We start from the raw sequence: 25,356 nt of genomic DNA on the forward strand, positions 1-25,356 counted from the left end.
GCGTCAAGCGTAAATTTAAAATATTTCTTCTTATTTTCAACCGCTTATCTCCCGGCGCGGAAAATCCGCGTCGGGCGGGGCGTTAACGCAGCTGAAATCTTGCCGTATTCGCGCTCAAGGCCTGGCTGCCCTGGCTCAACGTGTCCGCCGCCAGGTTCACCGCCCGTGCGCCTTCAAGCAGACGCACAGCCGCCTGATCGACCTGCTGGATGTTGCCGCTGACCTCATCGGCGGTGCTCGCCTGTTCCTCGACCGCCGTGGCGATCTGCGCCAGGGTATCGGTGACGCTTTGCACCGCCGTGGCGATCTCGCCCAAGCGCTCGCCCAGACCGGTAACGGCTTGGGCATCGGTCTGCGCCTGACCACACGCCGCTTCCATCAGGCTCACCGCCTCGTTGACCGTAGCGCGCAGGCTGTCGACCGTGCCGGCAATCTGCGCGGTTGACGACTGGGTGCGTTGCGACAGGCTGCGCACTTCATCGGCGACCACGGCAAACCCGCGACCTTGTTCGCCGGCGCGTGCCGCTTCGATCGCGGCGTTGAGCGCCAACAGGTTGGTCTGCTCGGCCACGCCGCGAATGGTGTCGACCACCAGTTGAATCTGCTGGCCTTGCTCGCTGACGCGCCCGAGTGCTGCGGCGGTCTCGTTCAGGCGTTGATTGAGCTGCTGGATGCTCGCCGTGGTGCGCTGGCTGTCGCGGCTGCTGTCAGCGGCGATGCGCCGGGTCTGCTGGGCGCTGCCGGAGGCCTGTTCGCAACTCTGCGCGACGCCTTGCGAGGTCGCGGCCAGTTGCGTCGCGGCAGCGGCGATCTGGCTGATCTGCAATTGCTGCGCTTCGACTTCGCTGAGCGCGCCGCTGGAGTGGTCGTTGAGGCTGCGTACGGCGTGGCTCAGTTGCGAGGTTTCGTGATCGACGCCGAGCATGCTGGTGCGCAGTTGCACCACCGCGACGTTGAGCGCATTGCTGATCGCTGCCAGCTCATCGCGCCCGGCCACCGGCACTTGCAGGCTCAGGTTGCCATCGCGCAGGGCTTCGGCGAGCAGGGTGATGCCGCTGGCGCTGCGGCGGATCGAGGCTTGCAGGCAGACGAACAGATACAGCGCCGCCAGCAGCAAGCAGCCGAACACCGCGGCGACCACGATGAATTGGCGAATCGCCGAGGCGTGATACGCATCCAGACGCTGATCCAGCGACAGCAGTGATTGCTGGCGCAGCGAAGCGAGATCAGCGAGCAGTGCATCGAGGCTGCGTTCGAAGTCTTCAGGTTTGAGCGTGATGCTGCCGCCGAACACGCCGTCATCCAGCACTTTCAGGCCGGCATCAAGACGCTTGAGGCTGTCGTGGTACTGGCCGGCCCAGCTTTGCAGATCGCTCGGCAAACGGGCTTCGAGCAGGCCGGCGGTTTTCACCAGTTGCTCGCGGGCATCGCCGATGCGGCTGCGCAAGTCGCGCAGTTGCAGGCGGCTCTGCAGGGTGAACTGACCCGAGACCACCGAAGCCTGACCGACGGCGGCGAGGCGGCCGACGCGCTCGATCAGGTCCGGTGCGTGCTGGGTGGAGATCTGGGTCAGCAAATAGGTTTCCAGCCAAGGGGCGAGGGTCAGGCGGTTGTCCATGACAATCTGCTCGCGCAACGCCTGCAGGGCAGTCAGGGCGTTGGTGAAGCGGTCGTAACCGTCCGGCCACCAACCGACGCCGCTGAGGCTTTTCGAATCCAGGCCACCGAGTGCGGTCTGCAGCGCTTGATAGCGGGCGAGGGTTTCGCCTTCGGCGCCTTCTTTGGTCAAGGCGTTACCCAGATCGCTGGTAGCTTGCACGAGCGCCGGTTGCACGGCGTCGAACGCGGCCATGGCGGCGAGGGTGGCCGGGGTTGGCTGGCGATTGGTTTCGGTGGCGCGCCAGCGCGCGGCGCGGTCACGCTGGGCGGCGAGCAGGTTGTCCAGCGCATCGAGGCTGAGCAATTGGCGCACACCGGCCCGTTCGCCGGAAATCAGGTTGAGCTTGTCGCGGTAGTCCTGGCCGATCATCAACAGGCTGCCGGCCAACGGCAGAATGAACAACAGAAACAACAGCTGGAATTTACGCGCGAATCCAAACCGCCCGAGCAATTTGATCCCCGGTGACAGGAAAGCCTGCATGCCTCATGACTCCTCTGGACACCACGCACCAATGGCGTGCATCGCGGTCGTGCAACCGGGACGTTGTGCCCTGCTAAAAGGCCTCGAAAGTTCACTCTCGCCCGCTCTGTAGGCCGGCTCTGTAGCGAAACTTCCCATTCTCGGTGGCCTTTGTAAGGCCGCCGCGTTCGAGGGGAGAAGCAAGGCAAGATTCAGACCATGGCGTTGCGCTATCAGTCATGCAGATGTTCCACGCCCGGTGTAGGAGCTGCCGCAGGCTGCGATCTTTTGATTTTGTTTTTAAAAGCCAGATCAAAAGATCGCAGCCTTCGGCAGCTCCTACAGTTGGGATCGGTCAGTTAGTTAGCTGGCTAAGGGGATGGCGCTGGCGCACCGAAAAATGGCACATTGGCGCACCTGCCTTCGTGCACCCATCTGCTGTCCGGAATTTCCATGGCTATCAGCAACCCTCAGACCGCCGCTGCTTCGGCATCCGCTGCTCCACAAAGCAGCCCACTGGTGATGCGTATCATCGGCGCCGTGGCGCTGGCGCATTTGATCAATGACCTGATTCAGTCGGTGCTGCCGTCGATCTATCCGATGCTCAAGGCCAACTACGGTTTGAGTTTTACCCAGGTCGGCCTGATCACCTTGACCTTCCAGTTGACTGCATCGCTGTTGCAACCGTGGGTCGGTTATCACACGGATCGCCATCCCAAGCCGTGGCTGTTACCGGCCGGTTCGATTTGCACGTTGGTCGGCATCGTAATGATGTCGGTGGTCGGCAGTTTTCCCCTGATTCTGCTGGCGGCGGCGCTGATTGGTATCGGTTCCTCGACCTTTCATCCCGAGGCGTCACGCATTGCACGGCTGGCCTCGGGCGGACGCTTCGGCCTGGCGCAATCGACCTTCCAGGTCGGCGGTAACGCCGGCTCGGCGTTTGGTCCGTTGCTGGCGGCGGCGATCATCATTCCATTCGGGCAGGGCAATGTGGCGTGGTTCGGGCTGTTTGCGGTTTTCGCGCTGTTCGTCCTGTACCGCATCAGCCGCTGGTACGCGCATCACCTCAACCTGTTCAAGCTCAAGGCCGGTCAGGCCGCGACGCACGGACTGTCGAAGGGCAGGGTGATCAGCGCACTGGTGGTGCTCGGGTTGCTGGTGTTCTCCAAGTATTTCTACATGGCCAGCCTCACCAGTTACTTCACGTTCTACCTGATCGAGAAGTTCGACCTGTCGGTGGCCAGTTCGCAGTTGCACCTGTTCCTGTTCCTAGGCGCGGTGGCGGCGGGGACGTTCTTCGGCGGGCCGATTGGCGACAAGATCGGGCGCAAGGCAGTGATCTGGTTCTCGATCCTCGGCGTGGCGCCGTTCACGCTGTTGATGCCTCATGTCGATCTGTTCTGGACCACCGTCCTCAGCGTGGTGATCGGCTTCATCCTCGCCTCGGCGTTCTCGGCGATTGTGGTTTATGCGCAGGAGCTGGTGCCGGGCAATGTCGGGATGATTGCCGGGGTGTTCTTCGGTTTGATGTTCGGTTTCGGCGGGATTGGTGCGGCGCTGCTCGGGCACCTGGCGGATGTGCACGGGATTGAGTATGTGTATTTCCTGTGTTCGTTCCTGCCGTTGTTCGGGGTGCTGGCGATTTTCCTGCCGCGCACCAAGAAGGCCTGACTCCACCCCTGTGGGAGCGGGCTTGCTCGCGAAGGCGGTGTATCAGCTACCTATGTACTGGCTGACACGACGCCTTCGCGAGCAAGCCCGCTCCCACAAGGGAATCGCGTTCAGGCATAAATCGCAGGCACAAAAAAGCCGCGTATCAAACGCGGCTTTTTCTTGGGCGTGTCGCTTACACGTTGAAGCGGAAGTGCATCACGTCGCCGTCTTTAACGATGTAATCCTTGCCTTCCAGGCGCCACTTACCGGCTTCCTTGGTACCGGCTTCGCCCTTGTACTGGATGAAGTCGTTGTAGGCGATGACTTCGGCGCGGATGAAGCCTTTCTCGAAGTCGGTGTGGATCACGCCGGCCGCTTGGGGTGCGGTGGCACCGACCTTGACGGTCCAGGCGCGGACTTCTTCGACACCGGCGGTGAAGTAGGTCTGCAGGTTGAGCATTTCGTAGCCGGCGCGGATCACGCGGTTCAGGCCAGGCTCTTCCAGGCCCAGGGCCTCGAGGAACATGTCCTTCTCTTCGCCGTCGTCGAGCTCGGCGATTTCCGCTTCGATCTTGTTGCAGACCGGGACCACCATCGCGCCTTCTTCTTCGGCGATGGCCTTGACCACGTCCAGGTGCGGGTTGTTCTCGAAACCGTCTTCAGCGACGTTGGCGATGTACATGACCGGCTTGGTAGTCAGCAGATGGAAGCCCTTGATGATCGCCTTTTCGTCGGCGCTCATGTTCTTCATCAGGCTGCGCGCTGGCTTGCCTTCGGTGAAGTGGGCGATCAGTTGCTCCAGCAGCGCCTTCTGCGCCACCGCTTCCTTGTCACCACCCTTGGCGTTGCGCGCGACTTTCTGCAGTTGCTTCTCGCAGCTGTCGAGGTCGGCGAAGATCAGTTCCAGATCGATGATCTCGATGTCGCGCTTCGGGTCGACGCTGTTGGAAACGTGGATCACGTTTTCGTCTTCGAAGCAGCGCACCACGTGAGCGATGGCGTCGGTTTCACGGATGTTGGCCAGGAACTTGTTGCCCAGACCTTCACCTTTCGAGGCGCCGGCCACCAGGCCTGCGATGTCGACGAATTCCATGGTGGTTGGCAGGATGCGCTTCGGGTTGACGATGGCCGCCAGAGCGTCCAGACGCGGGTCCGGCATCGGCACGATGCCGCTGTTCGGCTCGATGGTGCAGAAGGGGAAGTTCTCGGCCGCGATACCGGATTTGGTCAAAGCGTTGAACAGGGTGGACTTGCCGACGTTAGGCAGGCCGACGATGCCGCAATTGAATCCCATGGTGTTTCCCCTCGGAGTAGAGTCAGGCCTTCTGGCTGTGCAGGTTTTTCATCGCGCGGTTCCATTCACCGGCGAGGATATCCGGCAGCACGCCGAGGGCAAAGTCGATGCTGGCATCGAGTTTTTCCTGTTCGGCGCGTGGCGCACGACCCAGGACGAAATTTGAAACCATACTGGCGACGCCCGGGTGGCCGATGCCAAGCCGCAGGCGGTAGAACGTATTCTGATTGCCCAGTTGCGCGATGATGTCGCGCAACCCGTTGTGACCGCCATGGCCGCCGCCCTGCTTGAGCTTGGCAACGCCCGGAGGCAAGTCGAGTTCGTCATGCGCCACGAGGATTTCTTCAGGCTGGATGCGGAAGAAACCGGCGAGTGCCGCTACGGCCTGGCCGCTGCGGTTCATGTACGTGGTGGGAATCAGCAGACGAACATCCTGACCCTGATGCGAGTAGCGCCCGGTCAGGCCGAAATATTTGCGATCGGCCACCAGGTTCACACCTTGCGCGGCGGCGATACGCTCAACAAAAAGGGCCCCTGCGTTATGCCGGGTCTGTTCGTATTCAGCGCCTGGATTTCCCAGGCCAACGATCAGTTTGATGGCAGTCACGATAGGGGCCCTTCCTTTGGAGTTGTGGATAACATCGCCGTCTGTGTGTGCGGCGAAAGTGGACGAAAAACTTCATTTACTCAAGAGTAAACGCCGCGTTCTCGCCCGCTTTCTCGCTACGTTTCGTTCCGCGATGTTTCCTCAAGCTCCGGCAATACAGAGTGATTTACTCTGCAGCGCCTTCTTCAGCTTCTGGAGCAACGCGTGGAGCGTGTACGTTTGCAACAGCTTTGTCGTCACCGTGAGCCAGTGCAACGAACTCAACGCCTTTAGGGGCTTTGAGGTCGGACAGGTGAACGATTGCGCCGATTTCCAGAGCCGACAGGTCGACTTCGATGAACTCAGGCAGATCTTTCGGCAGGCAGGTCACTTCGATTTCGTTCAGAACGTGCGAGATCTCGCCGCCTTTCTTGACCGGAGCTTCTTCACCGACGAAGTGAACTGGCACGATAGCGGTCAGTTTCTGACCGGCTACAACGCGTACGAAGTCAGCGTGCAGCACGTGGCCTTTGGCTGGGTGACGTTGCAGAGCCTTGATGATGACGTTCTGCTTGGTGCCGCCAACGTTCAGTTCGATAACGTGGCTGTAGGCAGCATCGTTTTCGAGCAGTTTGGCAACTTCCTTGGCCAGCATGCTGATGGATTCAGGGGCTTTGTCGCCACCGTAAACAACAGCTGGAACCAGGGCGGCGAGACGACGCAGGCGGCGGCTCGCACCTTTCCCCAGGTCGGAACGCACTTCAGCATTCAGAGTAAATTCGTTCATTTTGTATCTCCAAAATAGCCATGACCGAGTGGCGTTTGCGACCAGCGCCGAACACGGTATGGGCAAAAAAGCCCCGCCCCGGCAGGAATGCCGGGGCGGGGCGCTTTTCGTCAACGAGACATTTCGAGAAGGGCAGGGCCCTTAACGGAACATCGCGCTGATCGATTCTTCATTGCTGATGCGGCGAACCGCTTCGGCAACAACCGGTGCGATATCCAGTTGACGGATACGTGCACAGGCTTGTGCTGCAGCGGACAGCGGGATGGTGTTGGTCACCACCAGCTCGTCCAGCACGGAATTTTCGATATTCTCGATGGCCCGACCCGACAGCACAGGGTGTGTGCAGTAGGCGAAGACCTTGGCTGCGCCATGCTCTTTCAGGGCCTTGGCCGCATGGCACAGAGTGCCGGCGGTATCGACCATGTCATCGACCAGAATGCAGGTACGCCCTTCGACATCACCGATGATATGCATCACTTCAGAGTGATTGGCTTTCTCACGGCGTTTGTCGATGATTCCGAGATCCACGCCCAGGGATTTGGCAACGGCCCGTGCACGCACGACGCCACCAATGTCCGGGGATACGATCATCAGGTTTTCGAAGCGCTGATCTTCAATGTCATCCACCAGAACCGGGGAGCCGTAGATGTTATCTACCGGAATATCGAAGAAGCCCTGAATCTGGTCAGCATGCAGATCAACCGTGAGAACACGGTCGATGCCGACTACGGTAAGCATGTCAGCGACGACTTTCGCGCTGATAGCCACACGTGCGGAACGCGGACGGCGATCCTGACGGGCATAACCAAAATAAGGAATAACAGCAGTGATACGAGTAGCCGAGGAGCGGCGGAAGGCATCAGCCATCACTACCAGTTCCATCAGGTTATCGTTGGTCGGAGCGCAAGTCGGCTGAATAATGAAAACGTCTTTACCGCGAACGTTTTCATTGATCTCGGCAGTAATTTCGCCGTCGGAGAATTTACCGACAGAGATGTCACCGAGAGGGATATGCAGCTGACGTACAACACGCCGAGCCAGATCGGGGTTAGCGTTCCCCGTAAAGACCATCATCTTGGACACGCGCAGTACCTAGAGGCTGAGGGTAACCTGGATGAGTATAGAAAATGGCAGGGGCGGCTGGATTCGAACCAACGCATGGCAGGATCAAAACCTGCTGCCTTACCGCTTGGCGACGCCCCTGTATCTGTTGCTTCAAGTGCCTGGCACCTGATTCCTTTAGAGCAGACTTTGCAGCTTGCGATGCAACATCGAAACGTTGCTTCCTTTTGCTACAAACCCTGAAAGGGTCTCTGTCAGAAGGGCCGAGACTTTATCAGCTTCAGCTTTGCTTGGGAAGCCCCCAAACACACAACTTCCAGTGCCGGTAAGTTTTGCTTCGGTAAATTTACCTAACAAATTCAATGCGTTACGTACTTCTGGATAACGCCTTGCAACTACCGGCAAGCAGTCATTTCGACTGTTTCCCTCGGGAACGGGGCGCACTTTAATGGGCGGCGTGTTACGTGTCAACAAAGGATCGGAAAAAATTTCTGCCGTACTTACAGAGACTTGCGGCACGAGCACCAGATACCACGGTTCTTCGGGGTCGACCGGGGTCAATTTCTCGCCCACGCCCTCGGCAAATGCCGCGTGACCACGGACGAAAACCGGGACATCGGCGCCGAGCGAAAGACCCAGTGCCGCCAGGCGATCTTCATCCCAGCCCAGTTGCCACAAATGATTGAGACCGAGCAGGGTCGTGGCCGCATTCGAGCTGCCACCGCCGATGCCGCCGCCCATGGGCAGGACTTTGTCGATCCAGATGTCGATGCCGAGCGTGCAGCCGGATTGTGCCTGGAGCATTTTTGCCGCACGTACGATCAGGTTGCTGTCATGCGGCACACCGGCGAACTCGGTGTGCAGGCGAATCACGCCGTCATCGCGCACGGCGAAGGTGATTTCGTCGCCGTAATCGACGAATTGAAACAGCGTCTGCAGCTCGTGATAGCCGTCTTCACGGCGACCGAGAATGTGCAGCATCAGGTTGAGCTTGGCCGGCGACGGCAGCGTCAGGCGTGGAGCACTCATGTTTATTGCCCCAGCTTGCGCGGCTGCCAGGTCTTGATCACCAGCGTCACGTCGAGATCGGTGCCATGCAGTTTGATCCGCTCCGGCAGCCAGTAACCGTTCTGCTCGGCGTAGCTGAGGTACTCGACCTTCCAGCCGTCCTGTTCCAGATTGGCCAGGCGACTGTTGTTATCGAGGGTCAGGCGGCTTTTGCTGCTGGGTGCCGGCAGACCACGCACCCACCAGGCCAGATTGGACACCGGCAGTTTCCAGCCGAGTTGTTCTTCGAGCAGCGCTTCCGGCGACTCGGCGTCATAACGGCCCTGATTGGCGACTTCCAGCGAGACCTTGCCCGGACGCCCGGTCAGACGCGCCGCACCGCGACCCAGCGGGCCGGACAGGCGGATGTCGTAGTAGTCCTGACGCTGCAGCCAGAACAGTGTGCCGCTGCCGGAATCTTTCGGCGCACGGATGCCGATCTTGCCGTCGATCTGCCAGCCATCGAGACCGGTCAGTTGCTGTTTGTTGGCAGCCCATTGAGCCGGACTGCCGTGGCCCTCGACCGATTCACGAGCGCCGAAACCCGCGCAACCGGCGAGCAGGGCGATGAAGCTGAAAACAATAACGTGGCGCAAAAACATGAGTTAGAGAGTCTCGGATCCGGTCAGGCGCTTGATGGTGCTGCGCAGGATGGTGCTGTCGGGCTGATCCTTGAGGAATTTGCCCCAGATTTGCTTGGCTTCACGCTGATTGCCCTTGGCCCACAAGACTTCGCCAAGGTGTGCGGCGACTTCGTGATCCGGGAAGCGATCGAGCGCCTGGCGCAGGTATTTCTCGGCGTCATCCAGATTGCCCATGCGGTAATTCACCCAGCCGAGACTGTCGAGTACCGCCGGATCTTCTGGATTGATCCGGTGCGCCTGTTCGATCAGGTCGCGTGCTTCTGCGTAGCGGGTCGTGCGGTCAGACAGGGTGTAACCCAAGGCGTTAAGCGCCATGGCGTTGTCCGGGTCACGCTTGATGATCAGGCGCAGGTCTTTTTCCATCTGCGCCAGGTCATTGCGTTTTTCCGCGAGCATGGCCCGGGTGTAAAGCAGATTCAGGTCGTCCGGGTATTGCAGCAGGGCTTGCTGCAAGACTTTCCAGGCCTTGTCGTCGTGTTTGTTGGCCGACAGGGTTTCGGATTCGATCAGGTACAACTGGATCGCGTAATCCGGTTGCGCGTCGCGTTCGGCCGCCAGTTTGCTTTGTGCTTCAGCGGTTTTGCCGTTGTTCATCAGGATATCGGCCTGACGCAATTGCGCTGGCAGATAGTCATTGCCCGGGCCGACTTGGGCGTATTCGATCAGCGCGCCCTGTGGATCGTTGCGCTCTTCGGCAATGCGACCGAGGTTCAGGTGTGCCGAATCAACGTGGCTTTCCCGCGCGATCAGGTCTTCCAGATAACCCTTGGCCTCGTCCCAGGCCTTGGCTTCCAGGCAGACCAGCGCCAACGAATAGCGCAGTTCATCGTCTTCCGGGTATTGCTGAACGAGGGTGGAGAATTCGACCTTGGCGTCGTCCATCCGGTCCTGTTCGACCAGGGTGCGCGCATACGTCAGGCGCAGGCGCTTGTCGTCCGGGTATTGCTTGATGCTTTTACGCAGCAGCGGCAGGGCTTCGTCGCCACGATTCAGGGCTTGCAGCAGACGGGCGCGCAGCAGGATCGGGGCGATTTCGCCATCTTCCGGCGGGTTGTCTTCGAGCAGGGTCAGTGCGGCTTTGTTGTCGCCGTCCTGTTGCAGCAGCAAGGCCTTGCCGAAAATCAGCTGGCTGTTTTTCGGGTGACGTTGCAGCAGCCGGTCGAAACTTTTCATCAGGCCGTTGCGGGTTTCCTGATCGGTGTCGGCGGCCGACAGCGCGAGGAAATCGAAATGGGTGTCGCCTTTGCCCTGCAGGACTTTCTCCATGTAGACCATGGAGTCGTCATAACGCCCGGCGCGGGCCAGTTGCACGGCCGCGGCGCGTTGCGCTTCGAGGTCATCCGGGGCATTTCTGGCCCAGATCAGTGCGGTGTCCAGCGCAGGCTGGTCGGCGCCCAGGTATTCGGCAATGCGGAACGCGCGCTCGGAAACGCCAGGATCCTGGGTGTTGATGGCCTGGGTCACGTAGTTGTCCAGGGCAATGTCAAAACGATTGCGCTGGCCGGCGAGTTCGGCACTCAACAGACTGAAAACGGTTTCCTCGCTGAACGAGCTGTAAACCTTGGGCTTTTCAGGCGCGGGCGTGGTGTCTTCGACCGGCGGGGTACCGTCCGGCGAAACGGGTGCCATGGCCTGGCAGCCGCTGAGGAAGACAAAAGCAAGGAGCAACGCGGAAGATCTATTCATATATAGAGAAGGACGACTAACCTGCGGTCGGATCATCATGACACAAGCCTTCGGCCAAACATAACCGCACAGGCAATTTACGCTGATCCCCAGTTCTGACGACCCCGTAGGAGCTGCCGCAGGCTGCGATCTTTGCTTCTGCTTTTCGAATCCAGAGCAAGATCAAAAGATCGCAGCCTGCGGCAGCTCCTACAAGAGCTCAATTGTGCCCATTATAGTGGCCGACCATTGGGACAATAGTCAGCGGTAGTTGTTCTGAATCTGACGAAGTAGGACAATTGCCGGCTTCACGTCACCATCAGCGACCTTGAATGGCCTTCCTTGCACTCGGTATCAACCACAAGACTGCTTCAGTAGACGTCCGCGAGCGCGTGGCCTTTACCCCTGAGCAGCTGGTGGAGGCCTTGCAGCAGCTCTGCCGACTCACCGACAGCCGCGAAGCTGCGATCCTCTCCACCTGCAATCGCAGCGAGCTTTATATCGAGCAAGATCAGCTGTCTGCCGATATCGTGCTGCGCTGGCTGGCCGATTATCACCATTTGAGCCTCGATGAGCTGCGCGCCAGTGCTTATGTGCACGAAGACGATGCGGCAGTTCGTCACATGATGCGTGTCGCCTCCGGGCTCGACTCGCTGGTGCTGGGCGAACCGCAGATTCTCGGCCAGATGAAATCGGCCTATGCCGTGGCCCGCGAGGCCGGCACCATCGGCCCGCTGCTGGGGCGCCTGTTTCAGGCGACGTTCAATGCCGCCAAGCAGGTGCGCACCGATACAGCCATCGGCGAAAACCCGGTATCCGTGGCGTTTGCTGCCGTCAGCCTGGCCAAGCAGATTTTCAGCGATCTGCAACGCAGCCAGGCGCTGCTGATCGGTGCCGGCGAGACCATCACCCTGGTCGCCCGCCATTTGCATGAACTGGGGGTCAAGCGCATCGTGGTTGCCAACCGTACGCTGGAACGCGCCAGCCTGTTGGCCGAGCAGTTCGGCGCGCACGCGGTGCTGCTTTCGGACATTCCGGCGGAGCTGGTGCGCAGCGATATCGTGATCAGCTCGACCGCCAGCCAGTTGCCGATCCTCGGCAAGGGCGCGGTCGAAAGCGCGCTGAAGCAGCGCAAGCACAAGCCGATCTTCATGGTCGATATCGCCGTGCCTCGGGATATCGAGCCGGAAGTCGGCGAACTCGACGACGTTTACCTCTACAGCGTCGATGATCTGCACGAAGTGGTCGCGGAAAACCTCAAGAGCCGGCAGGGCGCAGCCCAGGCGGCGGAAGAGATGGTCTCGGTCGGCGCCGACGATTTCATGGTGCGCCTGCGCGAACTGGCGGCGGTCGACGTGCTCAAGGCCTATCGTCAACAGAGCGAACGCCTGCGTGACGAGGAGCTGCAAAAAGCCCTGCGCATGCTGGCCAACGGCGGCAACGCTGAAGACGTGCTCGGCCAACTGGCTCGCGGCCTGACCAACAAACTGCTGCATGCACCGAGCGTGCAGTTGAAAAAGCTTTCTGCCGAAGGCCGCCTCGATGCGCTGGCCATGGCCCAGGAACTCTTTGCCCTCGAGGGCTCACCGGATAGTTTTTCGGATAAAAAACCGCAATGAAAGCGTCACTGCTCAATAAGCTGGATGTCCTCCAGGACCGTTTCGAAGAACTGACCGCGCTGCTCGGCGACGCAGAAGTCATTTCCGATCAGACCAGATTCCGCGCCTATTCCAAGGAATATGCCGAGCTGGAGCCGGTCGTGCAGGCCTACAAAAAGCTGCTCGGCGTGCAAAGCGATCTTGAAGGCGCGCAGGCACTGCTCAAGGACAGCGACCCGGACATGCGTGAAATGGCCGTGGAAGAAGTCCGTGAAGCCAAGGAATTGCTGATCACGCTGGAAGACGATCTGCAACGCATGTTGCTGCCCAAGGATCCGAACGACGGGCGCAACGTGTTCCTCGAAATCCGCGCCGGCACCGGTGGCGACGAGGCGGCGATTTTCTCCGGCGACCTGTTCCGCATGTACTCGCGTTACGCCGAGCGGCGTGGCTGGCGTGTGGAGATCCTCTCGGAAAACGAAGGCGAACACGGTGGCTATAAAGAAGTCATCGCGCGGATTGAAGGTGACAACGTTTACGGCAAGCTGAAATTCGAATCCGGCGCGCACCGCGTACAGCGTGTCCCCGCCACCGAATCCCAGGGCCGTATCCACACCTCGGCCTGCACCGTGGCGGTATTGCCCGAGCCGGACGAGCGCGAGGCCATCGAGATCAATCCGGCGGATTTGCGTGTCGACACCTACCGTTCCTCCGGGGCCGGTGGTCAGCACGTCAACACCACCGATTCGGCGATCCGCATCACCCACATACCGACCGGCACCGTGGTCGAGTGTCAGGAAGAACGTTCCCAGCACAAGAACCGGGCGCGGGCCATGGCGTGGCTGGCGGCCAAGCTCAACGATCAGCAGACCGCCGCCGCGGCCAACGCGATTGCCAGCGAGCGCAAATTGCTCGTGGGCTCGGGTGATCGCTCCGAGCGTATCCGCACCTACAACTACGCCCAGGGCCGGGTGACTGACCATCGCGTCAACCTGACGCTGTACTCGCTCGACGAAATTCTTGCCGGTGGCGTTGAAGCGGTGATCGAGCCGTTGCTGGCCGAGTATCAGGCTGACCAACTCGCCGCGATAGGTGAATAAATGACCATCATTGCCAGCCTGTTGCGCGCCGCCGAACTGCCGGATTCGCCCACCGCGCGCCTGGATGCCGAGTTGCTGCTCGCCGCCGCGCTGGGCAAGCCGCGCAGTTTTCTGCACACCTGGCCCGAGCGCATTGTGCCGAGCGAGGCGGTGCTGGTGTTCACCGAGTACCTGCAACGCCGTCGCAGTGGTGAACCGGTGGCCTATATTCTCGGTCAGCAGGGCTTCTGGAAGCTCGATCTGGAAGTGGCGCCGCACACCCTGATTCCGCGTCCGGACACCGAATTGCTGGTCGAGGCCGCCCTGGAGTTGCTGGCAGCAACCCCGGCCAAAGTCCTCGACCTCGGCACCGGCAGCGGCGCGATTGCCCTGGCGCTGGCCAGCGAACGCCCGGCGTGGCAGGTCACCGCCGTTGATCGCGTGCTGGAAGCCGTGGCCCTCGCCGAACGCAATCGTCAGCGCCTGAGCCTGAACAATGCCACGGTACTCAGCAGCCACTGGTTCAGCGCCCTCGAAGGTCAGCGCTTCAACCTGATCATCAGCAATCCGCCTTACATCGCTGCGACCGACCCGCATCTGGTCGAAGGCGATGTGCGCTTCGAACCGGCCAGTGCCTTGGTTGCCGGTGCCGATGGGCTCGACGATCTGCGCCTGATCGTCGCCCAGGCACCGGATCATCTTGAGGCGGATGGCTGGCTGATGCTTGAACACGGCTATGATCAGGCCGAAGCGGTGCGTGATCTGCTGCTCACCCGCGGTTTTGCAGAAGTCCACAGCCGTACCGATCTGGGCGGCCATCAACGGATCAGCCTGGGGCGCCTGCCGTGCTGAATGATCAGGAATTGCTGCGCTACAGCCGGCAGATTCTCCTGCAACACATTGACATCAATGGGCAACTGAAGCTCAAGGGCAGCCGCGTGCTGATCGTCGGCCTTGGTGGTCTCGGCGCGCCGGTGGCGCTGTACCTGGCGGCGGCCGGGGTCGGCGAGCTGCACCTGGCGGATTTCGACACGGTCGATCTGACCAACCTGCAGCGCCAGATCATCCATGACACCGATAGCGTCGGCATGAGCAAGGTCGACTCGGCGCTCAAACGCCTGGGCGCGATCAATCCCGAGATTCAACTGGTTGCCCATCGTCAGGCCCTGGACGAAGACTCGTTGGCCGCCGCCGTGTCTGCGGTGGATCTGGTGCTCGACTGTTCCGACAATTTCTCCACCCGCGAAGCGGTCAACGCCGCGTGTGTGGCGGCGCGCAAACCCTTGGTCAGCGGCGCGGCGATTCGTCTGGAAGCGCAGTTGTCGGTATTCGATCCGCGCCGCGCGGAAAGTCCGTGCTACCACTGCCTGTACGGGCATGGCAGCGAGGCCGAACTGACCTGCAGCGAAGCCGGGGTGGTCGGGCCGTTGGTGGGACTGGTCGGCAGTCTGCAAGCGCTGGAGGCGTTGAAGGTGCTGGTCGGTTTCGGTGAGCCATTGGTGGGCCGCTTGCTGCTGATCGACGCCTTGGGTTCGCGCTTCCGTGAGTTGCGCGTCAAGCGCGATCCGGCTTGCGCCGTCTGTGGTTCGCAGCATGCGTGAGGCACCGATCGCGGTGTTCGATTCCGGCGTCGGCGGCTTGTCGGTGCTGGCCGAGATCCAGCGTTTGCTGCCCCACGAGTCATTGCTGTATTTCGCCGATTGCGGGCATATCCCCTACGGTGAGAAAACCCCGGAGTTCATCCGCCAGCGCTGCAGCGTGATGGCGAATTTTTTCCGCGAGCAGGGCGCCAAGGCGTTGGTGATCGCCTGCAATACCGCCACGGTGGCCGCGGTTGCCGATCTGCGCCGGGACTTTGCGCAGTGGCCGATCGTGGGCATGGAGCCGGCGGTCAAACCCGCCGCTGCCGCGACCCGCAGCGGTGTGGTCGGCGTACTCGCCACCACCGGCACCTTGCAGAGCGCCAAATTCGCCGCGTTGCTTGATCGCTTCGCTACCGATGTCCGGGTCATCACTCAGCCATGCCCTGGTCTGGTCGAGCTGATTGAAAGCGGCGATCTGCACAGCGCCGAGTTGCGCGCGTTGCTTCAGCAGTATGTCGAGCCGCTGCTGGCCAGCGGTTGCGACACGATCATTCTGGGCTGCACCCACTATCCGTTTCTCAAGCCGCTGCTCAAGTCGATGATTCCCGAGAGCATCAGCCTGATCGACACTGGCGCGGCGGTCGCGCGGCAACTGCAACGGTTGCTGGCCGAGCGCGATCTGCTCGCCGAAGGTCCGAACCGCCCGGTCAAATTCTGGACCAGCGCTGACCCCGAGCCCTTTCGCAGGAACCTGCCGCTGCTGGGCCAGGTCGCTGGCGATGTAGAAAAATTCGACTTGTAAAAAAAATGTGAAATATCTACAAAGTCAGCTGAACTTCTGACCAGCCGCTGACTTCTATACCGCTGAGTCACCTAGAAAACCAAACGATCGTTCCGAAAAGGAAGTTTCAACGTGAAGCGACTATTCTGCTTGGCCGCGATTGCGGCTGCACTGATGGGGCAAAGTATTACCGCACAGGCCGCTGGCGTTGAGTTTGCCGTGGGGGCAACCAGCGACTCGACCATGACCTATCGCCTGGGCATGAATTTCGACTGGGATCAGAGCTGGCTGCAAAGTGATGTCGGTCGCGTGACCGGTTACTGGAGCGGCGCTTATACCTATTGGGAAGGCGACAAGACTTCCAGCAACAACAGCCTGTCGTTCTCGCCCGTGTTCGTTTACGAGTTTGCCGGTCAGTCGGTCAAGCCGTATGTGGAAGCCGGTATTGGTGTGGCAGCGTTTTCCAACACCAAGTATGAAAGCAACAACATCGGCGGTTCGTTCCAGTTCGAAGACCGTATCGGGTTTGGTCTGCGCTTTAATGGCGGACATGAAGTCGGTATCCGTGCGACGCACTACTCCAACGCCGGTTTGTCCAGCGACAACGACGGTGTAGAAAGCTACGCGCTGCATTACACGATGCCGCTGTAAGCCAGATCAAAAGATCGCAGCCTGCGGCAGCTCCTACAGGGGATTGAGTTCATCCTGCAGGAGCTGCCGCAGGCTGCGATCTTTTTGCTTCCAGTCAGCGATACGCCGTGGCAATCCCTTTCCGCTCTTCAATGCACTCCGGTGCACCCATCTCGAACTCGCGGCAGATCAGCGGACGTCTCTCGTAGATCGTGCACATCATGCTGTCGCGATCCAGTGCCGCACACCAGCCGTCGTCCAGGCGCAGCATGACTTCGCCGCCCCAATCATCGGTATCGATAAAGCGCTCAGGCACGCCAGTGTCGGTGATCAGCATCACTTCGAGCTGACAGCAGCAGGCGGCGCAGGTCGAGCAGGTGACCGCTGGTTCGTCGATTTGCTGGTGAGGAATGGTTTTCATGGCGGCAGTTTAAGGTACTGGCCGGTAACTGTGTGAAAGGCCTGACAGACGCTCAGTGGCTCAGGCGTCGGGCCATGTAATGCAACAGCGGAAACAGTAGCGACCACAGCACAGCGATGCCGATCAGCGTCGGCCATTCGCCGTAGGGAAATTGCACTCCGGCCAGGCGGCCGCCGCCGTAATACGACACGGCGCCGCCCACCGCACCCAGTACGCTGGCCAGCCACCACGGCCGGGCGCTCCATTGCAGGCAGTGGCGCAACGTGGTCGCGAGCAAGGCCCAGAGCAGCATCAGCCACAACGGAATCAGCGGCGCCGGGTCCTCGAAAGCAAACACCCCGGCAGCCCGCAACGCACTGTCCACCGCTGTACCGACAATCACCACGCTGAGGATCAGGCGGCCTTCCGCCGCCCAACTGCTGATCCAGCCCAGATGAATCACCAGCACCGCCAGCGCCAGCAGCAGCCACAGACTGTTGCCGCCGATCACACAGGCCAGCCAGCCGACCTGGAACAGCACCGCGTTGGCCAGTCGCTCAAGCATCGAAGCGCCCGAGCAGTGGTTCCGGCATCGCTGCCGGTTTGGCCAGCAGCAACTGCGCGGTGCCGATGGTGCGTTCGAGGAACCCGCCTTCGCAGTAGCACAGGTAGAACTCCCACAGCCGCAGGAAATAATCGTCGTAACCCAATTCACTCAAGCGCCCGTGAGCCCGACGAAAGTTTTCGTGCCACAGACGCAGGGTGCGTGCGTAGTGCAGGCCGAAATCCTCCATGTGCAGCAGGTTCATGTCAGTGTCGCGGCCGACGATTTCCAGCATCTTCTGCACGCAGGGCAGGGCGCCGCCGGGAAAGATGTAGCGCTGAATGAAATCGACACTGCGCCTGGCTTGCTCGTAGCGCTGTTCGCGGATGGTGATCGCCTGCAACAGCATCAAACCGTTGCTCTTGAGCAGGTGCGCGCATTGCTTGAAGTAAGTCGGCAGGAAGCGATGGCCGACCGCTTCGATCATCTCGATCGACACCAGTTTGTCGTACTCCCCGGTGAGATCGCGATAGTCCTTGAGCAGCAGCGTCACGCGATCCTGCAAGCCCAGCGCCTCGATACGTTGGGCGGTAAACGCGTATTGCTCCTTGGACAGGGTCGTAGTGGTGACATGGCAACCGTAATGCTGTGCGGCGTAAAGCGCCATGCTGCCCCAGCCGGTGCCGATTTCCAGCAGATGGTCCTCGGGCTTGAGGGCAAGCTTCTGGCAGATCCGTTCCAGCTTGTTCAGTTGCGCCTGTTCCAGAGTGTCCTCGGGGCTGAGGAACTGCGCTGCCGAATACATCATGGTCGGATCGAGAAACTGTTCGAACAGATCGTTGCCAAGGTCGTAGTGCGCGGCGATGTTTTTCTGCGAGCCCTTGCGCGTGTTGCGATTGAGCCAGTGCAGGCCTTGCACCACGGGCCGGCTCAGGCGCGCCAGACCACGCTCCATGGCGTCGAGCACGTCGAGGTTGCTGACGAACACGCGCACCACCGCCGTCAGATCCGGCGAACTCCAGTAACCATGGATAAAGGCTTCCCCGGCGCCAATCGAGCCGTTGCCCGCGACCATGCCCCAGACCGCTGCATCCTGCACATGGATTTCAGCCAACAGGTGACTGCCCGGCGTACCGAACATCAGGCGTTCGCCGTCCTCGACCACCAGCAATTGGCCGTTTTTCAGTTGGCTCAGTTGGCGCAAAACGCCGCGCCGCAGCAGCGAGCCGGTCAAACCGTTGGTGCTGAAGCGACTGACCGGCAAGCTAGAGGATTTCATGACGCTGCTCCTTGGGAGGCACAGTGGCGATTTGAAAGCTGCCGTCGGCAGCCTGGTGACTGAAAATCGGAGCTCGCTTGAATAACAAGCGCAGCGCCTGCCAATAGATCGCCAGACCGGTTTTCGCGGTCATCAACGGAAAATGCCGCAAGTAGCGATGCAGGCTGCGCCGGTCGAGCGGCTCGCGCTGCAGATTGAGCGTGGCGTCGAACAGTTTTTGCTCGCCTTGCCAGTCGGCCATGTGCACGCCCAAGGTTTGCGCCGGCGGACTGAAACTCATGCGGTACTCAAGGTCGCGCGGCAGGAACGGCGAGACATGAAAGGCCTTGGCCACCGCGAAATGCTGGTGAAAGTCCTGCAGATCGACCGGGGGGCGCGCTGGCAGCACGTAGTGATAACGCTCACGCCACGGGGTATTAGTCACTTCGCAGAGAATCGCCGCCAGGGTCCCGTCGGCCTCATGACAATAGAAGAAACTCACCGGATTGAACGCCAGACCCCAGCTGCGCGGTTGGGTCAACAGACACACCGGACCCTGCGGCGGGTAACCGAGGGCGACACCAACTTGCTGGCGCACCGCATCGCTCAGGCGCATGCCGCTGCCAGTGAAGGCCTTCAGGTAGTCGGTTTCGCGAAACGAAAACGGCGCAAGGCGGCTGCGGCTGGCGAGTTTCGACAACCCGAACACGGCGTCCTGCTCGGCCAGATCGAGGTACAACAGACCGATTCGGTAACGGAATTCATGGCGTCTGGGCGCAAAGCGTCGATGGCCGATCCAGCCACTGTACAGGGCGCTGTTCACAGACTTTCCCCGAACGCCGCCGCCACGCGCAACGCGCTGACCACACCGTCCTCGTGAAAGCCGTTGGCCCAATAAGCGCCGCAAAAGTGCGTGTGCTGCTCGCCGTCCAGTTCGGCCCAGCGGTTCTGCGCCGCTGCCGCCGCGAGGCTGAATTGCGGGTGGGCGTAGGTGTATTTGGCGAGTACTTTGAACGGGTTGATCGCCGCGCTCTGGTTGAGGCTGACGCAGAACGTGGTGTCGCTCTCGATGCCCTGCAGGATGTTCATGTCATAGGTGACGGCAGCGTGGGTGTGGCCGGCGCCATTCAAGCGGTAGTTCCAGCTGGCCCAGGCCAGTTTGCGCGAGGGCAGCAGGCGGGTATCGGTGTGCAATACCACTTCGTTATCGGCGTAGGGCAGAGCGCCGAGGATCGTTCGCTCTGCCTGGCTCGGAATGGCCAGCAGTTTCAGCGCCTGATCGCTGTGGCAGGCGAGCACGACTTTGTCGAAACGCTCGATTCCGGCCGGGCTGTGGATAACCACGCCGTGTTCGTCGCGGTCAATGCGGGTCACCGCGCAGTTAAGACGGATCCGGTCGCGGAACGATGCCGTCAGCGGCGCAACATAAGCGCTGGAGCCGCCTTCAATCACCTGCCATTGCGGGCGATCACTGACTGACAACAGGCCATGATTCTTGAAGAAGCGCACAAAGAACTGCAGCGGAAAATTGAGCATTTCGGCCATCGGCATCGACCAGATCGCCGAGCCCATGGGCACGATGTAATGCAGGATGAACCGTTCGCCGTAACCGCCGGCCTTGAGGTAATCGTCAAGCGTGGTGTCGGCGGCGATACGCAGTTCGGCGAGGTCGCGCTGCGCCTCTTTGTTGAAGCGCAGAATGTCGCGCAACATGCCCCAGAAGCCCGGCGATAACAGATTGCTGCGTTGCGCGAACAGGCTGTTGAGGTTATTGCCGTTGTATTCCAGGCCGGTATCCGGATCGGTCACCGAAAAGCTCATCTCGGTGGGTTTGAACGACACGCCGAGCTGGCCCAGCAAACGGGTGAAGTTAGGGTAGGTCCAGTCGTTGAACACGATGAAACCGGTGTCGACCTGATAGGGGCGACCCTCGACGGTTACCTCTACGGTATGCGTATGGCCACCGATCCAATCGCTGGCCTCGAACACCGTGATGTCGTGTCGACGGTTGAGCAGATAGGCGCTGGTCAGGCCCGCAATGCCACTGCCGATGATCGCGATTTTCACAGGGGATCACGCAACGGTGGATTGCTGCGCACCATGCGCTTGCCGATCGCCAGTTGCAGGTTGGCCGGCAGCTTCGACAACGGCCACAGCGCCGCCATGAACAGCGCCGGGAACGCGATTTCCAGCGGCCGATCCTTGAGTTTGGCGAAGATGTGTCGCGCAGCTTTGTCCACAGGCCAGCTCAGCGGCATCGGAAAATCGTTCTTTGCCGTCAGCGGTGTTTCGACAAAACCGGGGCTGATCACTGTGACTTCGATGCCTTCATCAGCCAGATCGATGCGCAGCGATTCAAACAGGTAACGCAGGCCGGCCTTCGATGCGCCATAGGCTTCGGCCCGTGGCAGTGGCAGGTAGGTAACGGAGCTGGCCATCCCCACCAGATGCGGCGCGGTGCCTTTGCGCAGCAGCGGCAGGGCGGCTTCGATGCAATAGCTGCTGGCGAGCAGATTGGTGCGCACTACGTGTTCGATTATAGAGGCGTCGAATTGGCGGGCGTCGACGTACTCGCAGGTGCCGGCGTTGAGGATCACCGTATCGAGCGAACCCCAGTCTTCTGCGATCTGTTGGCCAATTTCACGCACGGTCTGGCTGTCGGTCAAATCCCCAGGGACCACCAGCACTTGCCCCGGATAGCGTTGCGACAGTACTTTGAGCGGTGCCACCTGCCGCGAGCTGACCGCCAGGTGCGCGCCGCTTTTGAGAATATCTTCGGCCAGCGCGGCACCGATGCCACTGCTGGCACCGGTCAGCCAATACCGCCGTGGAGCTGTAAGACTCATCCCAATCTCCTTTTCAGCCAGGCAATCATCCGGCCCAATACGGGTACATGTTCATAAAGCAGGGCCCCGGCATCGAAGTAATCCCGGTGGCGATACACCTTGTCGCGCCACAGCAGGTGCGAGCACCCGGCCACGCGAATCAGTTGGCCATCCGCCAGGCGCGGGTGGCGGTAACTCATGACCCAGCGCAGGTAACCTTCACCGTCGCGGACCTGATCGAAACCGTGGAAGTCGAAGCGCAGCCCGCTGACGTTGGCGTACAGTTCGCTGAAGTAATGCCGCAGTTGCGCCAGGCCCTGCACTTCATGCAGCGGGTCGGTGAAATGAATGTCATCGCTGTACAGCTCACCCAGCCGCTGCAGGTTGTCTTTGTCCAACTCGGCAAACTGGCGGGCGAAGCGGCGCAGGAATTCACTCATGGCTGGCTCCTGTGGACGCGCGCGTGGGCAGGTTCTTGAAGGCTGCCAGCGCGCGCTCCCGTGAGGCGCTGAGGTTGACGATCGGCGACGGATAATCCGCAATGCCGAACAGCCCGCCAGCCGCGGCGGGGTTGTGCACGTCCTTCTTGTTCAGCCCGGCCAGTTCAGGCAGCCAGTGCTTGATGAACAGGCCTTCACTGTCGAATTTTTCCGACTGGCTCAACGGGTTGAAGATGCGGAAGTACGGTGCCGAATCAGTGCCGGTCGAAGAGCTCCATTGCCAGCCGCCGTTGTTCGCCGCCAGATCACCGTCGATCAGGTGACGCATGAAAAACCGTTCGCCTTCACGCCAGTCGATCAGCAGGTTTTTGGTCAGAAACATCGCCACCACCATTCGCAGGCGGTTGTGCATCCAGCCGGTTTCCAGCAGTTGGCGCATGGCCGCGTCGATGATCGGCAAACCGGTGCGCGCCTCTTGCCACGCCGCCAGGTCCTCGGGGGCGTTGCGCCAGGCCAGGGCTTCGGTTTCCGGGCGGAATGCGCGGTGCCGCGAGACGCGCGGATAGCCGACCAGAATGTGTTTGTAGAACTCGCGCCACAGCAGCTCGTTGATCCAGGTCACCGCACCGACGCTGCCGCTGTCGAATTCGCCTTGATTGCTTTGCAGCGCGGCGTGCAGGCATTGGCGCGGCGATACCACCCCGGCGGCCAGATAGGCGGAAAGTTGACTGGTGCCGGGCTTGGCCGGGAAGTCGCGCTCGCTCTGGTAGTAATCGATCTGCGCGTCAGCGAAGGTGTCGAGCCGCTGCCGGGCGTGTTGCTCACCGGCCGGCCACAGGGCGCGCAGCGATTCGCTCGGCGTCGCAAAACCCTTTACCGATTCAGGCACCGGATCGCTGTCGATGTCGAGCCTGGCCTGTTTGCCCGGGGTCTTGACCAAGGCTGGTATCGAGCGGTGCAGACGCTCGTAACAGACCTTGCGAAACTGGCTGTACACCTGGAAATAACTCTCGGTCTTGGTCAGTACCGTGCCGGGTTTGAAGAACAGTTGATCCAGGTAGCTGTGAAACTCGATGCCTTTGTCCTTCAGACTCAAAGCCACTGCCGCGTCGCGCCGGCTCTCGTGAATGCCGTACTCCTCGTTGACATGCACCGCCCGGATATTCAGTTGCAGGCACAGTTCGAGCAACACCGCCGGCGCTTGATCCCAGTGATCAGCCGTGCGAATCAGCAGCGGGATGTTGAGCTTGCCGAGGCCGATACTCAGCTCCCGCAGATTGCGCAGCCAGAAATCGACCTTGCACGCGGCGTCGTCATGTTCCAGCCATTGCCGGGGACTCAGCAGATACACGGCAACTGTCGGGCCGCGCTGCGCAGCGGCGGCGAGGGCGGTGTTGTCGTGTTGGCGCAGGTCGCTGCGCAGCCAGATCAATTGCATGGCGGCGTCCATTAAATCAGCCTGCGCTGAACGAGTGCCTGATGGGCCGCGAGCGGGTCGGTAGCCAGGAACAGATCTGCGATTTCATCGGTTTTAACGGACAACTCAGTCTGGTGAATGCTGACCGCGGGTCCGACCAGCATTTTCGGCGCACTTACGCCATTCAGCAGTTTCGGCAACTGGCCCGGGTTCATGGCTTTGCTGGAATACAGCAGTACGCCACGTGCCTGCAGGTGTTCGACGGCCAGCGCCAGTTCTCCGGCCGGTAGCGGCCAGTCGAAGACTTGCACCGGGCAATCCGAACTGCTGATCAGCCACGCGCACAGCCACAGATGCGGCTCCAGTGCCAGGTCGGAGTGATTGATCAACAGCAGCGGCGCCGCATGCAACTGCCGATTGTTATGGTAGATGCGTGCACCGAATTTGCTGCGCAACCAGGAATAAAAGAACACCTGCTCCATCTGCGCACCGAACTGGCCCTGCCAGCGCTGCTCGAGTTCGCTCAGCAATGGCAGCAGCAATTGCTCACACAGTGTTCGCGGCGGGTACAGGGCCATGGCCTGATTAATGCTGTCGTCGAGGGCGCGCTCGTCGAGTTGGGTGACGGCGTTGAGCAACACCTGACGCAGGCGCTGCCAGTCATTTTCCACCGATTCGGTGAAGGCTTGCGGCGTTTCAAGCAACGGCTTGACCTGACTGACCGCCACCCCACGGTTGAGCCAGGTGAGGATGGTCAGGATGCGCTGCACGTGTTCGCTGGAGTACAGCCGATGGCCCTTGGGCGTGCGTTGCGGCACGATCAAGCCGTAGCGGCGCTCCCAGGCGCGCAGGGTAATGGCGTTGACGCCGGTCTGGCGCGCGACTTCGCGGATGGGCAGCCAGCCCTCATCAAGGGCTTTCTTGAAGTCGGCACCGAGGTCTTCCCGGGCGCTGCTGTCGAGTGTGTCGTTCATTAAATGGCGTTTCGCAGGCTGAGGTTTTCCGGATGCGGCTGCAGGTAAACCTGTTGCGCAATATAGGGATCCGGGTGTTGGCGAAAATGATGCTTGAGCAGCGTCAGCGGCACCACCAGCGGCACGATGCCGTGCCGGTACTGGCCGATCACATGCTGCATTTCCTGTTTGTCTTCCGAGCTGATGGCTTGTTTCAGGTAGCCGCTGATGTGCAGCAGGACATTGCTGTGGGTACGCCGGGTGGCGCATTTTTTAAGGGCGGCCATCAGCTCGCTGAAGTAGCGCGGCCCCAGTTCGACCGGATCGGTCTTGCCCATGTTGCCCAGCAGATTGCCCAGTGCCTTGTACTGCACCGGGTTGTGCGCCATCAGCAGGTATTTGTAGCGCGAGTGGAAATCGGTGAGCGCGCGACGGCTCAGGCCTTGTTCGAGCACCTGTTGCCATTCGCTGTAGGCGAGCACGCGAGTGATGAAGTTTTCCCGCAGCACCGGATCGTTCAGGCGCCCGGCTTCTTCCACTGGCAAATCCGGGTGCTGTGCACAGAACGCCTGCGCGTAGATGCCACGCCCGCCGCCGTTCACCGGCGCGCCGTTGGCGTGATAGACCTTGACCCGTTCCAGACCGCAGGAAGGCGATTGCTGCATGAAGATGTAGCCGCAGATGTCGGTCAGTTCTGCGGCCATTTTCTCGCCATAGGCGGCTAACGGCTGTGTGACGTTGATCGCCGGGTTGACTGTGCCCACCGCCTCAGGCTGGTCCGGATCGCCGACCAGGCGGATCGGCTCGCGGGGAATCCCCATGCCGATGGCGACTTCAGGGCACAGCGGGACGAACTCGAAATGTTCGGCCAGGGTGCGACTGCACAGCCGCGATTCCTTGTGCCCACCGTTGAAGCGCACTTCAGCACCCATCAGGCAGGCGCTGATGGCGATTTTTGGCCGGGATGCAGAAAAGTCGGACATGCACACCT

At 60.8% G+C, this 25,356-nt stretch carries 25 protein-coding genes and 1 tRNA gene; 7 read left to right on the top strand and 19 right to left on the bottom strand.

Going from position 1 to position 25,356, the window contains the following annotated elements; genetic code table 11:
- Window positions 1-82 precede the first annotated feature (82 nt).
- On the bottom strand, window positions 83-2,140 hold the full coding sequence (locus ACXR0M_RS11370) for a methyl-accepting chemotaxis protein (RefSeq protein ID WP_458831983.1): 2,058 nt from the start codon (window positions 2,138-2,140) through the stop codon (window positions 83-85).
- A 432-nt stretch (window positions 2,141-2,572) separates the two neighbouring features.
- Here ACXR0M_RS11370 and ACXR0M_RS11375 point away from each other — a divergent pair, with 432 nt between their 5' ends.
- Window positions 2,573-3,790: an MFS transporter gene (locus ACXR0M_RS11375; RefSeq protein WP_458831984.1), complete on the top strand. Its 1,218-nt coding sequence runs from the start codon at window positions 2,573-2,575 to the stop codon at window positions 3,788-3,790.
- A gap of 175 nt (window positions 3,791-3,965) precedes the next feature.
- Here the strand turns inward: ACXR0M_RS11375 and ychF are convergent, their stop codons facing one another.
- From ychF to ACXR0M_RS11415, 8 genes are all read right to left on the bottom strand, one after another.
- Complete coding sequence (gene ychF, locus ACXR0M_RS11380; protein ID WP_458831985.1) at window positions 3,966-5,066, bottom strand: redox-regulated ATPase YchF; 1,101 nt, start codon at window positions 5,064-5,066, stop codon at window positions 3,966-3,968.
- A 22-nt stretch (window positions 5,067-5,088) separates the two neighbouring features.
- Window positions 5,089-5,673 carry an aminoacyl-tRNA hydrolase gene (gene pth, locus ACXR0M_RS11385; protein ID WP_458831986.1) on the bottom strand — a complete coding sequence of 195 codons (585 nt, stop codon included), beginning with the start codon at window positions 5,671-5,673 and terminating at the stop codon, window positions 5,089-5,091.
- A 166-nt stretch (window positions 5,674-5,839) separates the two neighbouring features.
- A complete protein-coding gene (locus ACXR0M_RS11390) occupies window positions 5,840-6,439 on the bottom strand; it encodes a 50S ribosomal protein L25/general stress protein Ctc (protein WP_458831987.1) in 600 nt (199 codons plus the stop codon).
- Window positions 6,440-6,580: 141 nt separating this feature from the next.
- Window positions 6,581-7,522: a ribose-phosphate pyrophosphokinase gene (locus ACXR0M_RS11395; protein ID WP_003171603.1), complete on the bottom strand. Its 942-nt coding sequence runs from the start codon at window positions 7,520-7,522 to the stop codon at window positions 6,581-6,583.
- A 45-nt stretch (window positions 7,523-7,567) separates the two neighbouring features.
- A tRNA-Gln gene (locus tag ACXR0M_RS11400) sits at window positions 7,568-7,642 on the bottom strand.
- A gap of 36 nt (window positions 7,643-7,678) precedes the next feature.
- A complete protein-coding gene (gene ispE / locus ACXR0M_RS11405; RefSeq protein WP_458831988.1) occupies window positions 7,679-8,530 on the bottom strand; it encodes a 4-(cytidine 5'-diphospho)-2-C-methyl-D-erythritol kinase in 852 nt (283 codons plus the stop codon).
- Between the two features lie 2 nt (window positions 8,531-8,532).
- Window positions 8,533-9,150 carry a lipoprotein insertase outer membrane protein LolB gene (gene lolB / locus ACXR0M_RS11410; RefSeq protein WP_458831989.1) on the bottom strand — a complete coding sequence of 206 codons (618 nt, stop codon included), beginning with the start codon at window positions 9,148-9,150 and terminating at the stop codon, window positions 8,533-8,535.
- Between the two features lie 3 nt (window positions 9,151-9,153).
- A complete protein-coding gene (locus tag ACXR0M_RS11415; protein WP_458831990.1) occupies window positions 9,154-10,878 on the bottom strand; it encodes a tetratricopeptide repeat protein in 1,725 nt (574 codons plus the stop codon).
- Between the two features lie 311 nt (window positions 10,879-11,189).
- Here ACXR0M_RS11415 and hemA point away from each other — a divergent pair, with 311 nt between their 5' ends.
- The 6 genes from hemA (at window position 11,190) to ACXR0M_RS11445 (ending at window position 16,549) form a co-directional block, all read left to right on the top strand.
- On the top strand, window positions 11,190-12,476 hold the full coding sequence (hemA, locus tag ACXR0M_RS11420) for a glutamyl-tRNA reductase (RefSeq protein WP_458831991.1): 1,287 nt from the start codon (window positions 11,190-11,192) through the stop codon (window positions 12,474-12,476).
- Window positions 12,473-13,555, top strand: coding sequence for a peptide chain release factor 1 (prfA, locus tag ACXR0M_RS11425; protein ID WP_458831992.1), 1,083 nt, complete (start codon window positions 12,473-12,475; stop codon window positions 13,553-13,555). Before hemA ends, prfA begins: the two co-directional genes overlap by 4 nt.
- Window positions 13,556-14,386: a peptide chain release factor N(5)-glutamine methyltransferase gene (gene prmC, locus ACXR0M_RS11430; RefSeq protein ID WP_458831993.1), complete on the top strand. Its 831-nt coding sequence runs from the start codon at window positions 13,556-13,558 to the stop codon at window positions 14,384-14,386.
- The gene (locus ACXR0M_RS11435) at window positions 14,380-15,135 is read left to right on the top strand and encodes a molybdopterin-synthase adenylyltransferase MoeB (RefSeq protein ID WP_458831994.1); all 756 of its coding nucleotides are present in this window, start codon (window positions 14,380-14,382) and stop codon (window positions 15,133-15,135) included. The genes prmC and ACXR0M_RS11435 overlap by 7 nt, the downstream gene beginning before the upstream one ends.
- Window positions 15,128-15,919, top strand: coding sequence for a glutamate racemase (murI, locus tag ACXR0M_RS11440; protein WP_458831995.1), 792 nt, complete (start codon window positions 15,128-15,130; stop codon window positions 15,917-15,919). Before ACXR0M_RS11435 ends, murI begins: the two co-directional genes overlap by 8 nt.
- A gap of 111 nt (window positions 15,920-16,030) precedes the next feature.
- Complete coding sequence (locus tag ACXR0M_RS11445; RefSeq protein WP_458831996.1) at window positions 16,031-16,549, top strand: acyloxyacyl hydrolase; 519 nt, start codon at window positions 16,031-16,033, stop codon at window positions 16,547-16,549.
- A gap of 94 nt (window positions 16,550-16,643) precedes the next feature.
- Here the strand turns inward: ACXR0M_RS11445 and ACXR0M_RS11450 are convergent, their stop codons facing one another.
- From ACXR0M_RS11450 to ACXR0M_RS11495, 10 genes are read right to left on the bottom strand one after another with little or no spacing between them, the layout of a single operon-like run.
- Entirely contained in the window at window positions 16,644-16,949 is a 306-nt protein-coding gene (locus tag ACXR0M_RS11450) for a YkgJ family cysteine cluster protein (protein WP_458831997.1), read from the bottom strand.
- A gap of 52 nt (window positions 16,950-17,001) precedes the next feature.
- Window positions 17,002-17,493 carry a DUF2878 domain-containing protein gene (locus tag ACXR0M_RS11455; protein WP_458831998.1) on the bottom strand — a complete coding sequence of 164 codons (492 nt, stop codon included), beginning with the start codon at window positions 17,491-17,493 and terminating at the stop codon, window positions 17,002-17,004.
- Window positions 17,486-18,751, bottom strand: coding sequence for a class I SAM-dependent methyltransferase (locus tag ACXR0M_RS11460; RefSeq protein WP_458831999.1), 1,266 nt, complete (start codon window positions 18,749-18,751; stop codon window positions 17,486-17,488). Before ACXR0M_RS11460 ends, ACXR0M_RS11455 begins: the two co-directional genes overlap by 8 nt.
- Entirely contained in the window at window positions 18,738-19,553 is an 816-nt protein-coding gene (locus tag ACXR0M_RS11465; RefSeq protein WP_458832000.1) for a DUF1365 domain-containing protein, read from the bottom strand. The genes ACXR0M_RS11460 and ACXR0M_RS11465 overlap by 14 nt, the downstream gene beginning before the upstream one ends.
- The gene (locus ACXR0M_RS11470; RefSeq protein ID WP_458832001.1) at window positions 19,550-20,797 is read right to left on the bottom strand and encodes an NAD(P)/FAD-dependent oxidoreductase; all 1,248 of its coding nucleotides are present in this window, start codon (window positions 20,795-20,797) and stop codon (window positions 19,550-19,552) included. Before ACXR0M_RS11470 ends, ACXR0M_RS11465 begins: the two co-directional genes overlap by 4 nt.
- Entirely contained in the window at window positions 20,794-21,576 is a 783-nt protein-coding gene (locus tag ACXR0M_RS11475; protein ID WP_458832002.1) for an SDR family NAD(P)-dependent oxidoreductase, read from the bottom strand. The genes ACXR0M_RS11470 and ACXR0M_RS11475 overlap by 4 nt, the downstream gene beginning before the upstream one ends.
- Window positions 21,573-21,995 (bottom strand): nuclear transport factor 2 family protein, encoded by a 423-nt coding sequence (locus tag ACXR0M_RS11480; RefSeq protein ID WP_458832003.1) that lies wholly within the window; start codon window positions 21,993-21,995, stop codon window positions 21,573-21,575. The genes ACXR0M_RS11475 and ACXR0M_RS11480 overlap by 4 nt, the downstream gene beginning before the upstream one ends.
- Entirely contained in the window at window positions 21,988-23,433 is a 1,446-nt protein-coding gene (phrB, locus tag ACXR0M_RS11485) for a deoxyribodipyrimidine photo-lyase (protein WP_458832004.1), read from the bottom strand. Before phrB ends, ACXR0M_RS11480 begins: the two co-directional genes overlap by 8 nt.
- An 11-nt stretch (window positions 23,434-23,444) precedes the next feature.
- On the bottom strand, window positions 23,445-24,386 hold the full coding sequence (locus tag ACXR0M_RS11490) for a MerR family transcriptional regulator (RefSeq protein WP_458832005.1): 942 nt from the start codon (window positions 24,384-24,386) through the stop codon (window positions 23,445-23,447).
- Window positions 24,386-25,348 carry a YbgA family protein gene (locus ACXR0M_RS11495; RefSeq protein WP_458832006.1) on the bottom strand — a complete coding sequence of 321 codons (963 nt, stop codon included), beginning with the start codon at window positions 25,346-25,348 and terminating at the stop codon, window positions 24,386-24,388. The genes ACXR0M_RS11490 and ACXR0M_RS11495 overlap by 1 nt, the downstream gene beginning before the upstream one ends.
- Window positions 25,349-25,356: the final 8 nt, after the last annotated feature.

It is taken from the genome of Pseudomonas sp. Eth.TT006 (assembly GCF_054456575.1).

Bases quoted from the DNA above. Each gene is read 5' to 3' on its own strand.
- ACXR0M_RS11370 (WP_458831983.1), bottom strand. From the start codon at position 2,140: ATGCAGGCTTTCCTGTCACCGGGGATCAAATTGCTCGGGCGGTTTGGA.
- ACXR0M_RS11375 (WP_458831984.1), top strand. From the start codon at position 2,573: ATGGCTATCAGCAACCCTCAGACCGCCGCTGCTTCGGCATCCGCTGCT.
- ychF (WP_458831985.1), bottom strand. From the start codon at position 5,066: ATGGGATTCAATTGCGGCATCGTCGGCCTGCCTAACGTCGGCAAGTCC.
- ACXR0M_RS11390 (WP_458831987.1), bottom strand. From the start codon at position 6,439: ATGAACGAATTTACTCTGAATGCTGAAGTGCGTTCCGACCTGGGGAAA.
- ispE (WP_458831988.1), bottom strand. From the start codon at position 8,530: ATGAGTGCTCCACGCCTGACGCTGCCGTCGCCGGCCAAGCTCAACCTG.
- lolB (WP_458831989.1), bottom strand. From the start codon at position 9,150: ATGTTTTTGCGCCACGTTATTGTTTTCAGCTTCATCGCCCTGCTCGCC.
- ACXR0M_RS11415 (WP_458831990.1), bottom strand. From the start codon at position 10,878: ATGAATAGATCTTCCGCGTTGCTCCTTGCTTTTGTCTTCCTCAGCGGC.
- hemA (WP_458831991.1), top strand. From the start codon at position 11,190: ATGGCCTTCCTTGCACTCGGTATCAACCACAAGACTGCTTCAGTAGAC.
- prfA (WP_458831992.1), top strand. From the start codon at position 12,473: ATGAAAGCGTCACTGCTCAATAAGCTGGATGTCCTCCAGGACCGTTTC.
- prmC (WP_458831993.1), top strand. From the start codon at position 13,556: ATGACCATCATTGCCAGCCTGTTGCGCGCCGCCGAACTGCCGGATTCG.
- murI (WP_458831995.1), top strand. From the start codon at position 15,128: ATGCGTGAGGCACCGATCGCGGTGTTCGATTCCGGCGTCGGCGGCTTG.
- ACXR0M_RS11450 (WP_458831997.1), bottom strand. From the start codon at position 16,949: ATGAAAACCATTCCTCACCAGCAAATCGACGAACCAGCGGTCACCTGC.
- ACXR0M_RS11455 (WP_458831998.1), bottom strand. From the start codon at position 17,493: ATGCTTGAGCGACTGGCCAACGCGGTGCTGTTCCAGGTCGGCTGGCTG.
- ACXR0M_RS11460 (WP_458831999.1), bottom strand. From the start codon at position 18,751: ATGAAATCCTCTAGCTTGCCGGTCAGTCGCTTCAGCACCAACGGTTTG.
- ACXR0M_RS11475 (WP_458832002.1), bottom strand. From the start codon at position 21,576: ATGAGTCTTACAGCTCCACGGCGGTATTGGCTGACCGGTGCCAGCAGT.
- ACXR0M_RS11480 (WP_458832003.1), bottom strand. From the start codon at position 21,995: ATGAGTGAATTCCTGCGCCGCTTCGCCCGCCAGTTTGCCGAGTTGGAC.
- phrB (WP_458832004.1), bottom strand. From the start codon at position 23,433: ATGCAATTGATCTGGCTGCGCAGCGACCTGCGCCAACACGACAACACC.
- ACXR0M_RS11490 (WP_458832005.1), bottom strand. From the start codon at position 24,386: ATGAACGACACACTCGACAGCAGCGCCCGGGAAGACCTCGGTGCCGAC.
- ACXR0M_RS11495 (WP_458832006.1), bottom strand. From the start codon at position 25,348: ATGTCCGACTTTTCTGCATCCCGGCCAAAAATCGCCATCAGCGCCTGC.